Genomic DNA, 11363 nt, shown 5'->3' on the forward strand with positions numbered 1-11363 from the left:
TGTGGTGCGCTACCAGCTGCGCCATAGCCCCGTATTCACGCTCGAAGCGTCTTCCTCCGCAGGGCACCTTCCGGCGCTCGCTTCGGACTCCCTGTAAATTACACGGCCACCCGGGGAATACCCAAATCCCCAGGTGGCCGTCGTATCCCCCGCACGAACAAAGCACCGTGCGAGAGGCGTGCGCTAGGCCTTGCCGGCCTCGAGCGCGAGGTTGACCCAATCGCCCAGACCGCCCGCTTGGGCGTTTTCCAGGATGTCCTTGCCGTCGACAATGACGTGGGGCGAGGACACCTTGCCAAGGGTCTTCTCCAGTTCCAGGTAGTTCTCTTCGGCAACAGCCTTGGCCTCCGATGTATCGAGCTCATCCCGAATCGCCGAAACGAGTTCGTCATCGCCCCCCATACCCTTAACGACGTCAGCGATTTGGGCCGCGTCCCACTTTGGTGCCTCCTGCTGGTCACGCATGAGCAGAGTGTGGAAGTTCCAGAACAGCCGTGCATCTCCACGCTTTGCGATCTCGTAGGCGACGGCCAGCGTCTTCGTCGAATGCCTTGCTTGCTCCACCTTCGGGGACCCTGGTTCAGTTCCGTCAAGGAAGTTCAGCATTCGATACTCGACGACGAGCTCGCCGTTGTTCAGCGCCTCCAACTGGTCCGCGTGGCCACCCTGAGCCATCTCGGCGCAGTAGGAGCAGGAGTAGTCTTCGTAGACCTCGGCCACCACGGCATCGTCGCCAGCTTTGTCGGAGGCGAGGCGGACGACGCTACCGTCGACCTGCACCGTAAACGACACGTCCTCGTCCGGCAGGCCCTCGATCGGCTGGTTGCGCCCCATGTACAGGACGACGCCGATGACCACGGCGACGATGGCGATGAGGGCGATGATGCCGACGATGAAGCCGGAGCCCTTCTCATTCGGATTCTTGATTTTCTGGCTCACGGATCACACGATAGCGGGCACGGTCGCGCAGGTCACCCCGTCACGCACCATGTCCGGCAGTGTTTCCGGACACGTCAACGTCCGCGATCCCCGACTTAGGGGCGCACCGCGAACCGCTCGAACGGCCGCCACGCGGTCCAGGCGGCCATCGCCAGGAACACCAGGTCGCGGCCGATCGACGTCAGGTAGGAGGCCGGGCCGGCGTCGGCGTCGTACCCTCCCCCGCCGAAGCACCCGCAGTCGATGCTCAGCCCCCGCGCCCACGCGGACCCGACGCCGACGATGAAGCCGACCAGGATGATCGACGACGCCACGGCCGCCCACCGCAGGAACACGCCGATCAGCAGCATCAACCCCAGGATCAGCTCCACCGCCGGCAAGGCAACGGCGAGGAAGTCGATCATCCCGCCGGGCAACAGCTCGTAGGCGGCGATCGCCTGACGGCTGTCCAGCGGGTTGAGCAACTTCACCGTCCCCGACCACAGCCAGACGGCGGCGAGCCCGAAGCGGGCGATGGCGCTGATCGCGGCGTTCATCCCGGCTGCGCCTAGGACCCCAGGACCTGGGACACGACGTCCTGCGCCTCGGCCTGCACCTGCTTGAGGTGGTCGGCCCCCTTGAAGGATTCGGCGTAGATCTTGTACTTGTCCTCGGTGCCGGACGGGCGGGCGGCGAACCAGGCGTTTTCCGTGGTCACCTTCAGGCCGCCGATGGCCGCGTCGTTGCCGGGCGCCTCGGTGAGCTTGGCGGTGATGGGCTCGCCGGCGAGGACATCGGCGGTGACCTGCTCGGGCGACAGCTTCTTCAGGATCGCCTTCTGCTCGCGGCTGGCGTCGGCGTCGGTGCGGGCGTAGGCGGGGGCGCCGAACTTGTCGGCCAGTTCCGCGTAGCGCTGCGACGGGGTCTTGCCGGTCACGGCGATGATCTCCGCGGCGAGCAGGTCCATGATCAGGCCGTCCTTGTCGGTGGACCAGACGGTGCCGTCGTGACGCAGGAAGGACGCGCCGGCGGATTCCTCGCCGCCGAAGCCGACGCTGCCGTCCATGAGGCCCGGCACGAACCACTTGAAGCCGACGGGCACCTCGACGAGCTTGCGGCCCAGGTCGGCGACGACGCGGTCGACCATCGACGAGGACACCAGCGTCTTGCCCACGGCCGTGTCGGAGGCCCAGCCGGGACGGTTGGCGAAGAGGTAGTCGATGGCGACGGCCAGGTAGTGGTTCGGGTTCATCAGGCCCGCGTCGGGGGTGACGATGCCGTGGCGGTCGGCGTCGGCGTCGTTGCCGGTGGAGACGTCGAACTTGTCGCGGTTGCCGATCAGCGACGCCATGGCGTCGGGGCTGGAGCAGTCCATCCGGATCTTGCCGTCGGTGTCCAGCGTCATGAACCGCCAGGTCGCGTCGACCAGCGGGTTGACCACGGTGAGGTCGAGGCCGTGGGCGTCGGCGATGGCGCCCCAGTAGTCGACGGACGCGCCGCCCATGGGGTCGGCGCCGATCTTCACGCCGGCGTCGCGGATCGCCGCGATGTTGACCACGTTGGGCAGATCGGCGACGTAGTTGTTCAGGTAGTCGTGCTTGACCAGGAGGTCGCCGGCCTTCTCCACGGACTGGCGCTTGACGCCGTCGAGCCCCTTGGCCAGGTAGTCGTTGGCGCGGGCGGCGATCCAGTCGGTGGCGTCGGCGTCGGCGGGGCCGCCGGTGGGCGGGTTGTACTTGAAGCCGCCGTCGCGCGGCGGGTTGTGCGACGGCGTGACCACGATGCCGTCGGCGCGGCGCTTGTCGGTGCCGGCGGGGCCGCCGTCGAGGTCGCGGTTGTGCCGCAGGATGGCGTGGGACACCGCCGGGGTCGGGGTGTAGCGGCCCCGGGCGTCGACCATGACGGTGACGCCGTTGGCGGTGAGCACCTCCAGCGCGGAGATCATGGCGGGCTCGGACAGGCCGTGGGTGTCGCGGCCGATGTACAGCGGGCCCTCGATGCCCTGGCCGGTGCGGTAGTCGACGATGGCCTGGGTGGTGGCGTGGATGTGGTCCTCGTTGAAGGCCGTGTCCAGCGACGATCCGCGGTGGCCGGAGGTGCCGAAGGACACCGCCTGGTCGGGGTTGCCCGGCTCGGGGTGGCGCGTGTAGTACGCGGTCACCAGTTCGGCGACGTCGATCAGATCCTGGGGCTGGGCCAGCTGCCCGGCGCGATCGTGGGCCATGGGGTGTCCTCCTGGACTCGGGGTGGAACCGTTTCCCTTCCAGTGTTCCCCTTTTCGCGGGTCGCCGCAGCGCGGGACCGGCCATCCGGGGGATGGTACGATCCACCCCGTGACCTCCTGCCCGGCTTCCCCTCCCCCTCCCCGTCGGTTCGGGCGCGTGCGCGCGTACGGGTTGGTCGCCGCGGGGTCGGCGGCGGGCGCGGTTGCGCGGGTCCTGGTGGGGTGGTTTGCGGCTCCGCTGCTTGACGACGCCTGGTCCACCGTGGTGATCAACGTCCTCGGATGTTTGGCCATCGGCGTCGCCGCCGGCGTGATGGCCTCGTCGGCGGCGATGGAACGGTGGTGGCCCCTCGTCGGCCCGGGAGCGTTGGGGGGTTTCACCACGTTTTCGGCGTTCGTCGTGCTGCTCGACGATCTCTCGGTGGCCGAGGCTGCGTTCGTCGTCGTCGCAACGCTGGCGCTGTGTCCCCTGGCCGCCCTGCTGGGCGAGAAGGCGGTGACCCGTGGTTCCTGAGTCCCCCGCCACCGCCCTGATGACCATCCTGCTCGTCGCAGCGGGTGCGGCGTTGGGCGGCATGACCCGGTTCTGGTTCGGCGCGGTCTCCTCCCGCGTGGCCTGCAGCGCGTTGCCGGGCACGTACTTCGCCAACGTCGTCGCCTGCGGCATCGCGGGCCTGGCCTGGTCGACGTGGGACGGCGGCGGATTCGGATGGGCGGTCCTCGGCGCCGGGTACGCGGGGGCCCTGTCCACGTGGTCGACGCTGGCCCGGGAAATCGGCGAGCTGTACCGCACCCGATCGTGGTGGACGGTGGGCTACCCCGTGCTGACCGTCGTCACGGGAGCGGCGGCGGCTTCGCTGTTTTTGAGTTGAGCGACGTTTTTGAGTTGAGCGGGCCGATCCATGCCCGAAAAGGCATGAGGGGGCTGTAACTTCTCCCCCATGAACGATTTCTTCAGTGCTCTCGACTCATTCGTCTGGAGCCCCTTCCTGCTGATCCCGGTGCTGCTGGGCACCGGCCTGTGGCTGACCATCCGCCTCGGCGCAGTGCAGCTGCGCATGCTCGGCCCGGCGTTGCGACTTGGCCTCATCGACCGCGAGGACGACGGCGGCGAGGGCGACATCTCCCAATACCAGGCGCTGGCCACCGCTTTGGCCGCCACCGTCGGCGTCGGCAACATCGTCGGCGTCGCCACGGCCATCGGCATCGGCGGCCCCGGTGCGCTGTTCTGGATGTGGGTGACGGGCCTGGTCGGCATGGCGTCGAAGTACGGCGAGGCGTTCCTCGGCGTGAAGTACCGCACCGTCGACGCCGCCGGCGAGCAGTCCGGCGGCCCGCAGTACTACCTGAAGAAGGCCATCCCGAACACCTTCGGCAAGGTCCTGGCCTACGTGTTCGCCGTCTTCGCGGCGATCGCGGCGTTCGGCATCGGCAACCTCACCCAGGGCAACGCCGTGGCCACGAACCTGAACACCGCGTTCGGCATGCCTCTGGAGGCCACCGGCGCCCTCATGTTCGTGCTGGTCGGCGCGGTTCTCATCGGCGGCATCAAGTCCATCGGCCGGTTCACCGCCACGTTCGTGCCGATGATGATCATCCTGTACATCGGCGCCGCGATCTGGGTACTCGTGGCCAACATCTCCGGCATTCCGGGCGCGCTGGCCCTGATCTTCACCGACGCGTTCACCGGCACCTCCGCCGTGGGCGGTTTCGCCGGCGCGGGCATCATCCTGGTCATCCAGATGGGCGTCGCCCGCGGCCTGTTCTCCAACGAATCCGGCATGGGTTCGGGCGCCATCGCCGCCGCGGCCGCGACGACCACCCACCCGGTGCGCCAGGGCCTGGTCTCCATGACCCAGACCTTCATCGACACCCTCATCGTCGTGTCCTTCACCGGTCTGGTCATCATCACCACCGGCACGTGGGAGGAGGGCGCCGACGACGCCGGGGCCATGACCGCCCACGCGTTCTCGGCGGGCCTGCCGGGCGACTTCGGCGGCGACCTGGTGGCCATGGCCATCGTGTTCTTCGCCTTCTCCACGATGCTGGGCTGGTCGTATTACGGCGAGCGCGCCTTCGAGTCCATCGTCGGCCGTCGCGGCACGATCCCCTACCGCTTCGTCTTCACCTGCGTCGTCTACCTGGGCGCCGTCACCGAGCTGGAGACCGTGTGGGCCTTCGCCTCCGCCCTCAACGGCCTGATGGCCCTGCCGAACCTCATCGGCCTGATCGTCCTGTCGGGCCTCATCGCCCGCGAAACCAAGGCATACCTGGACTTCGACCCGCAGCTGCGCGCGTCGGCCCGGGAGGTCGCCGAATGGGAGCGCAACCGCGCCCTCTCCGGCAGGTGACGCACGCCGCCGCCGGGGTCACCGGGGGCGCCTACCTGCCGCTCAGCCGCAGGTAGGCGCCGCGTCGGGGTCGTCGAGCGCCTCGACCGCATCGCCGAGCGTGCCGACGCTGACCAGCTTCATGTCCCCGGCATCCGCCGTCAACGCCTCCGAGCAATTGTCGGCGGGCACCAGGAACATCTCCGCACCACCCGCGCGGGCGGCGGCGATCTTGTGCGTGATGCCGCCGATCGGGCCGACCACGCCGACGCCGTCGATGGACCCGGTGCCGGCGATGGTCCGGCCCCCGGTGAGATCGCCCGGGCTGAGCTTGTCCACCACCGCCAGCGACAGCATCAGGCCCGCGGATGGCCCACCGACGCCGGAGACGTGGTACTCCACCTCGACGTCGCCTTCGGGCTGGGCGGCCATGCCGATGCCGAGGAACGCGGCGTCGTCGTCATCCGGATGCGACCCCAACTCGACCTCGACCTGCTTCTCCTCGCCGTCGCGAACGATGTCGAGGGTGACCCGGTCCCCCGGCGCATGGCCGACGACGGCGGCCTGAAGGGTTTCCGGACGGTCGATCTCCTCGCCGTCGACGGCGACGAGCACGTCGCCCTCCTCCAGGACCCCCTCGGCGGCGGCGCCCTCGGTGATCATCGCGACGGTGACCTCGATGGGCAGCCCCAGCTGACGCAGCGCCGACGCGGTGGCGTTGGCCTCCGAGTCGGAGAACATCAGCGCATTGCGCTCGTTGACGTCCTCCCGGCTCAATCCCGGCGGGAAAATCGCCTCGATGGGCACGACCTTCTGATTCGGGTCGGCCCACATCCCCATCGCCTGCGCCAACGACAGGTTGTGCGACACGGCGACGGTGGTCATGTTCAGCTCGCCCTCCGACGGGTCGGGGTCCCCGCCCGTGACGACGACCGCCTCATCTCCGTCGATCTCGCCGAGGACGTCGAAAAGCGGGCCCGGTCCTTCGGCCGCGAACGGCACGGGAACGGACGGCGACGACAGCACGGCGGCCAACGCCACGATCGGCGCGGCGCCGACGAGGAGGGTTCTGGTACGGCGGTGCACGATCGCCAACCCTACCGGTGCTTCGTGTTCGCCCTGCGCGAGCATCGCCGCGAACCCGCCCGCGATCAGTGACCGGGCACCCCCGCGCCGGTACGGTTGGGATCATGAGTGGACAGGGATTCGGATTCACGCCCGGCGACGATGACGACCGCGACGACCGCGATGACGGCCGCGGCGGCCAGGGCCAGAACCCCTTCGGCGGCTTCGGATTCTTCGGGTTCCCGATGGGCGGAGCCGGACAGGGCGGCCAGAGCGGCCCCGGCGGCCAGGGGGGTCCCGGCGGCCAGGGTGGCTTGGGTGATTTCCTCAACCAGCTGGGACAGATGATGTCCGGCATGGGCCAGCAGATGAACGCGCAGGACGGCGCGCCGGTCGACCATTCCGTCACCGAGCGCATCGCCCGGCAGCGCATCGGCCAGGTCGCCCCGGTTCGCGATTCGGAGCGGGAGGCGCTGACCGACGCCCTGCGCCTGGCCGAACTGTGGCTCGACGACGCCACGACGCTGCCCGCCGGCGCCAACCGCGCCGAAGGGTGGAATTCCCTGCAGTGGCTGGAGCACACCTTGCCGACGTGGAAGCGCATCGTCGACCCCGTCGCCGAGCAGATGGCGGAGGCCTCCGTCGCCGCCATGCCGGAGGAAGCCCGCGAAATGATGGGCCCCCTGCTCGGCATGATGAGCCGCATGAACTCCATGAACTTCGGGGTTCAGCTCGGCGGCGCCCTGGCCGACCTGGCCAAGGACGCGCTGACCGGCTCCGACCTGGGCCTGCCGCTGCACACCACCGGCGCCGCCGCGCTGCTGCCGACGCACCTGACCGCCCTGGCGGAGGAACTGGAGCTGCCCGCCCGCGAGCTCTACGTCTACGCCGCCGCCCGCGAAGCCGCCCACCAGCGCCTGTACGACCGGGTGCCGTGGCTGGCCGAGCGGATGATCTCGTCGGTCGAGGAGTACGCCGCCGGCCTGGTCTTGGACTACTCCGGCATCGAAGACGCCGCCCGCGGCCTGGACCTGGAGTCGATGCAGGACCCGGCGAAGCTGCAGGAGGCGATGTCCGCCATGCAGAACATGGACCTGTCGCCGAAGATCACCTCGTCCAACCAGCACGCCCGCACCCGCCTGGAAACCCTCCTGGCGCTGGTCGAGGGTTGGGTCGAAGTCGTCGTCGACGACGCCCTCGGCGAACGCCTGCCCGGCGCCGCCCAGCTCGACGAAGCCTGGCGCCGCCGCCGCGCCTCCGGTGGCGCGGAGAAGGCCCTGGAAAAGGCCACCGGCATCAACCTCGGCGCCCCGAAGATCCGCGAAGCCGCCGACCTGTGGCGCCGCCTGACCACCGCCGTCGGCGTCGACCGCCGCGACGGCGTCTGGGACCACCCCGACTTCCTGCCGGTGGCCGAAGACCTGGACAACTCCGCCGAATTCATCGACGGCGTGCTCGGCGGCGACGCCTCCGACGACTTCGACCCCATCGCGGAACTGGAGGACCAGCTGCGCAAGGAAGCCGAAGAAGGCGACGAACGCGACCAGCCGGGCGGGGAAAACTAGAACCCCGCGCGGCCGGTCACGTCCGGGGCCCGGCCGCTACGACCGCACTCCCCACCGCTGATACGCCTCCAGATAGCCCCGCGCCCGCTCGTGGTGCGGGGCCTTCGACGCCCATGCCCAAAACTCGTCCGAGTGGCCGTCGTCGATGAAGGTGTGCACGAGCTCATGGACGATGACGTCGTCGAGGACGTACGCCGGGACGTCGGCAAGCCTGTGCGACACGCGGATCCGCCCCGGGTCCCCCGTCACCGACGCCCACCGGCGCGACATGTTGCGCACCCACTTGATGGACTCCATCCGCGGCCTGCCCTCCAGAACCGTGCGGGCGAGATGGCGGGCGCGCTTGTCCAACGCGGCGTCGTCGAGATTGTTGCCCACCTTGCGGCGGACGCGTTCGACGATGTCGGCGACCTGGCGGCGCTCCTCCGCCTCCGGCAGGTCGTCGGGGATCATGACCACGATGCGGCTGCCCTCCGCGCGGGCGGACACGGTGCGGCGGCGTCGCTTCGAACGGCGCACGTCGACGTCCGGCCCGTAGTCGGGGCGGTCGCGATCCGGGCGCGTGCGGTCCATGCCCCCAGCGTAGACGGCTTCGGGGGTGAAACGGGCCGATTCGCCGGGTGCGCGCGTGCCGCACCCGTGCTTCAGTGTCGGCATGGGGGTTGGGATCGGGGAATCCGCGCCGGTGCTGCTGCACCGCCACGTGCCTGTGCTGCTGCGGCCGGGCGGGCGCGTCCAATTCGGGGCGGACGCCCGCACGTGCCTGGTGTTCCCCATCCCCGACGGCGTCGCCCCCGGCCCCGTCTTCGCCGCCCTGCTCGCCGGCACCCGCGGCGCCTGCATCTCCGAGGGCCTGGCCGGCACCGAACTGCCCGCCGCGACGGCGCACCAGCTGGTGGGTGAACTGCGCAGGGCGGGGTTCGTCGACAAGCACCGCCAACCCGGGCCCGTCGCCCTCATCGGACGCGACGGCCTGCGCCCGCGGCTGGCCGACGCGCTGCGCCTGCGCGGCTGGTCCCCGACCTCGCGCATCCCGGGCCCGGCCACCGCCGCCTGGATCACCCGCGCTCCCGTCGCCTCGGTGGGGACGGTCGTGCTCACCGGATTCGAGGTGCCGGACGTGACCCTGCTGGGGACTCTCCGCGGCCGCGGGATCGCGCACCTGTCGGCCGTGCTTCGCGACGGCGTCGGCGTGGTCGGCCCCTGGGTCCCCGACTCCGCCGCCCCGTGCCCCGCCTGCGCCGAAGAACACCGCGTCGACGACGATCCCGCCCGCCGGATGCTGGCGCTGCAGCTGGCGGGCAGGGTCGGCACCGCCCCGCCGGAGACGGTGACCGCGACAATCGCCACCGTCATCGCGCAGCTGGGGTCGATCGCCGCCGGCGACGGGTCGCTGTTGCGCGGCGCGGACGTCGTCGTCGACCCGCACGGCCTCGGCGGCCGGGTGCGCCCGCTGCTGCCGCATCCGAGGTGCCCGGTGTGCACCGGCGCGGCGGCGATGGCCCGGTAGGGGGCACAATGGCCACCATGAGTGAAGATTCGGTCTCCGGGTCCCCGTTCCGCCGTGCCGCCCGGTTGGCGTCGGTGCCGCTGTCGGCGGGGGCGCGGGCGTTGAATCCCCGCAGCCGGGAGGCCAATCCGCGCAAGACCGCCGAGCAGTTGGCGTCGGTGCTCGGCGAGCTCAAGGGCGGGGCGATGAAGGTCGGGCAGGCTCTGAGCATTTTCGCGCCGATCCTGCCCGACGAGTTCGCCGAGCCGTTGGCGGGCACGTTGCGGTCCCTGCAGGCGGAGGCCCCTCCCCTGCCGGCGGCGTCGGTGCACCGCGTGTTGGACCGGCAGTTGGGCACCGCGTGGCGCACCCGTTTCCGCGAGTTCGACGACGTGCCCGTCGCCGCGGCGTCGATCGGCCAGGTGCACAAGGCGGTGTGGTCGGATGGTTCGACCGTCGCCGTGAAGGTGCAGTACCCGGGTGCGGACAAGGCGATCAAGGCGGATCTGCGCCAGTTGAAGATGATCACGCCGATTCTCCAGCAATTCGAGGACGGCATGAACATGACGGACCTCGTCGACGAGATCGCCGACAACGTTCTCGACGAGTTGGATTACCGCATCGAGGCCGATCACCAGCGTGCGTTCCATGCGGCGTTCGGCGGTGGCCAGGAGCCGCGCCTGCATGTGCCGAAGGTGTACGCGTCGGCGCCGAAGGTGCTGGTCAGCGAGTGGGTCGAGGGTGTGCGCCTCGGCGAGATCATCGAGCACGGCACGCAGGACCAGCGGTCGTGTGCCGCGGAGGCGCTGACCGTGTTCGAGTTTGCGTCGCCCGACTTGGTGCATCGAATGCACACGGACCCGCATCCCGGTAACTTTTTGCTTTCCGACGACGGCGTCCTCACCGTCATCGACTTCGGCGCGTGCATTCATCTGCCCGAGGGGTTGCCACGGCCCCTGATCGAGTTGGTCGCAGCGGTCGTCGATGGCCGCAAGGAGGATCTGCTGGATTTGGCGGTGGAGCACGGGTACGTCACCGGCGGCCGCGAGAAAGATCTGACGCCCGAGGAGGTCGAGGCGTTCCTCCTTCCATTCGCCGAGCCGTTGTCGCACGACGATTTCGTGTTCACGGTGGACTGGTTGAAGCGGGTGATGGCCCCGTTCCTGGATCCGTCGTCGCCGCAGTCGAAGTTGAGCCGCAAGTTCGGCATGCCGAAGCGGTACATCATGATTCACCGGATCCTCGCCGGCGCCGTCGCGGTGTTGGCGCAGTTGTCGGCACCGGCTCCGTATCGGCAGGTGATCGCGGAGCATTATCCCGAAATGGTGGGGTTGGATCCCGGGCGGTAGCGTCTCGGTCATGCGACCGCAGGAGTTGTACCACCAGGTGGGCATGACCCATGAGGGGTTGTCCGGCATCGTCGACCAGGTGCGCCAGTTGGTGGCGTCGGCGGAGGTGTGGGATTGGGCGACGCTGACCGTCGATGATTCCGCGGTGATCACGCCCGCCGAAGCCGCCGATGCCGTCGTCGATGATCTCCGCGCCTGCGCCGACGCCCTCGACCTGGCGATCGGGCATGCCGAGGCCGCCTGGTCCGCCAGTTCCCGCATCGGCGACGGCGGGTAGCCCCCGGATCGTCGCGGAATCCGGTGGTCCGAGAATCCGGTGCGCTTAGAAAGGGCTGCCCCAGAACGGGTTGTCCTCGAACGGTGTTGTCCTCAGGAGGTGTTGTCCTAGAACGGGGATGCGTCAGAAGGGAATGCCCGGTCGCG

The 11363-nt window shown here is 69.7% G+C and carries 12 protein-coding genes; 7 read left to right on the forward strand and 5 right to left on the reverse strand.

Going from position 1 to position 11363, the window contains the following annotated elements; genetic code table 11:
- Positions 1–183 precede the first annotated feature (183 nt).
- The 3 genes from HMPREF3121_RS07030 to pgm all read right to left on the reverse strand — a co-directional run bounded on the left by HMPREF3121_RS07030 (position 184) and on the right by pgm (position 3142).
- Entirely contained in the window at positions 184–939 is a 756-nt protein-coding gene (locus HMPREF3121_RS07030; RefSeq protein WP_070521475.1) for a DsbA family protein, read from the reverse strand.
- A gap of 95 nt (positions 940–1034) precedes the next feature.
- Positions 1035–1475, reverse strand: a complete 441-nt coding sequence (locus tag HMPREF3121_RS07035) for a MauE/DoxX family redox-associated membrane protein (RefSeq protein WP_070521480.1) — start codon at positions 1473–1475, stop codon at positions 1035–1037.
- An 11-nt stretch (positions 1476–1486) separates the two neighbouring features.
- Complete coding sequence (gene pgm / locus HMPREF3121_RS07040; protein WP_070521483.1) at positions 1487–3142, reverse strand: phosphoglucomutase (alpha-D-glucose-1,6-bisphosphate-dependent); 1656 nt, start codon at positions 3140–3142, stop codon at positions 1487–1489.
- 109 nt (positions 3143–3251) lie between these two features.
- On the opposite strand from pgm, the gene HMPREF3121_RS07045 reads away from it, so the two are divergent.
- The 3 genes from HMPREF3121_RS07045 (at position 3252) to HMPREF3121_RS07055 (ending at position 5493) form a co-directional block, all read left to right on the forward strand.
- Positions 3252–3656: a FluC/FEX family fluoride channel gene (locus HMPREF3121_RS07045; protein ID WP_168161386.1), complete on the forward strand. Its 405-nt coding sequence runs from the start codon at positions 3252–3254 to the stop codon at positions 3654–3656.
- The gene (locus tag HMPREF3121_RS07050) at positions 3646–4014 is read left to right on the forward strand and encodes a fluoride efflux transporter FluC (protein WP_141743021.1); all 369 of its coding nucleotides are present in this window, start codon (positions 3646–3648) and stop codon (positions 4012–4014) included. The genes HMPREF3121_RS07045 and HMPREF3121_RS07050 overlap by 11 nt, the downstream gene beginning before the upstream one ends.
- 69 nt (positions 4015–4083) lie before the next feature.
- The gene (locus tag HMPREF3121_RS07055) at positions 4084–5493 is read left to right on the forward strand and encodes an alanine/glycine:cation symporter family protein (protein WP_070521492.1); all 1410 of its coding nucleotides are present in this window, start codon (positions 4084–4086) and stop codon (positions 5491–5493) included.
- Positions 5494–5535: 42 nt separating this feature from the next.
- Here HMPREF3121_RS07055 and HMPREF3121_RS07060 read toward each other — a convergent pair whose 3' ends face one another.
- Positions 5536–6558, reverse strand: coding sequence for a YlbL family protein (locus tag HMPREF3121_RS07060; RefSeq protein ID WP_070521504.1), 1023 nt, complete (start codon positions 6556–6558; stop codon positions 5536–5538).
- Between the two features lie 104 nt (positions 6559–6662).
- On the opposite strand from HMPREF3121_RS07060, the gene HMPREF3121_RS07065 reads away from it, so the two are divergent.
- The gene (locus HMPREF3121_RS07065) at positions 6663–8102 is read left to right on the forward strand and encodes a zinc-dependent metalloprotease (protein WP_070521495.1); all 1440 of its coding nucleotides are present in this window, start codon (positions 6663–6665) and stop codon (positions 8100–8102) included.
- A 36-nt stretch (positions 8103–8138) separates the two neighbouring features.
- Here the strand turns inward: HMPREF3121_RS07065 and HMPREF3121_RS07070 are convergent, their stop codons facing one another.
- Complete coding sequence (locus HMPREF3121_RS07070; protein ID WP_070521507.1) at positions 8139–8675, reverse strand: YgjP-like metallopeptidase domain-containing protein; 537 nt, start codon at positions 8673–8675, stop codon at positions 8139–8141.
- Positions 8676–8757: 82 nt separating this feature from the next.
- On the opposite strand from HMPREF3121_RS07070, the gene HMPREF3121_RS07075 reads away from it, so the two are divergent.
- Genes HMPREF3121_RS07075 through HMPREF3121_RS07085 form a run of 3 tightly spaced genes read left to right on the forward strand, consistent with a single transcriptional unit; the run spans position 8758 to position 11217 of the window.
- Positions 8758–9612 carry a TOMM precursor leader peptide-binding protein gene (locus HMPREF3121_RS07075; RefSeq protein WP_141743022.1) on the forward strand — a complete coding sequence of 285 codons (855 nt, stop codon included), beginning with the start codon at positions 8758–8760 and terminating at the stop codon, positions 9610–9612.
- Positions 9613–9629: 17 nt separating this feature from the next.
- Positions 9630–10940, forward strand: coding sequence for an ABC1 kinase family protein (locus HMPREF3121_RS07080; RefSeq protein ID WP_070521510.1), 1311 nt, complete (start codon positions 9630–9632; stop codon positions 10938–10940).
- Between the two features lie 10 nt (positions 10941–10950).
- Positions 10951–11217 (forward strand): hypothetical protein, encoded by a 267-nt coding sequence (locus HMPREF3121_RS07085; protein ID WP_070521501.1) that lies wholly within the window; start codon positions 10951–10953, stop codon positions 11215–11217.
- Positions 11218–11363 lie beyond the last annotated feature (146 nt).

The organism is Corynebacterium sp. HMSC11E11, assembly GCF_001807025.1.
Lineage (GTDB): Bacteria > Actinomycetota > Actinomycetes > Mycobacteriales > Mycobacteriaceae > Corynebacterium > Corynebacterium freneyi.

Bases quoted from the DNA above. Each gene is read 5' to 3' on its own strand.
- HMPREF3121_RS07035 (WP_070521480.1), bottom strand. From the start codon at position 1,475: ATGAACGCCGCGATCAGCGCCATCGCCCGCTTCGGGCTCGCCGCCGTC.
- pgm (WP_070521483.1), bottom strand. From the start codon at position 3,142: ATGGCCCACGATCGCGCCGGGCAGCTGGCCCAGCCCCAGGATCTGATC.
- HMPREF3121_RS07055 (WP_070521492.1), top strand. From the start codon at position 4,084: ATGAACGATTTCTTCAGTGCTCTCGACTCATTCGTCTGGAGCCCCTTC.
- HMPREF3121_RS07065 (WP_070521495.1), top strand. From the start codon at position 6,663: ATGAGTGGACAGGGATTCGGATTCACGCCCGGCGACGATGACGACCGC.
- HMPREF3121_RS07070 (WP_070521507.1), bottom strand. From the start codon at position 8,675: ATGGACCGCACGCGCCCGGATCGCGACCGCCCCGACTACGGGCCGGAC.
- HMPREF3121_RS07075 (WP_141743022.1), top strand. From the start codon at position 8,758: ATGGGGGTTGGGATCGGGGAATCCGCGCCGGTGCTGCTGCACCGCCAC.
- HMPREF3121_RS07080 (WP_070521510.1), top strand. From the start codon at position 9,630: ATGAGTGAAGATTCGGTCTCCGGGTCCCCGTTCCGCCGTGCCGCCCGG.
- HMPREF3121_RS07085 (WP_070521501.1), top strand. From the start codon at position 10,951: ATGCGACCGCAGGAGTTGTACCACCAGGTGGGCATGACCCATGAGGGG.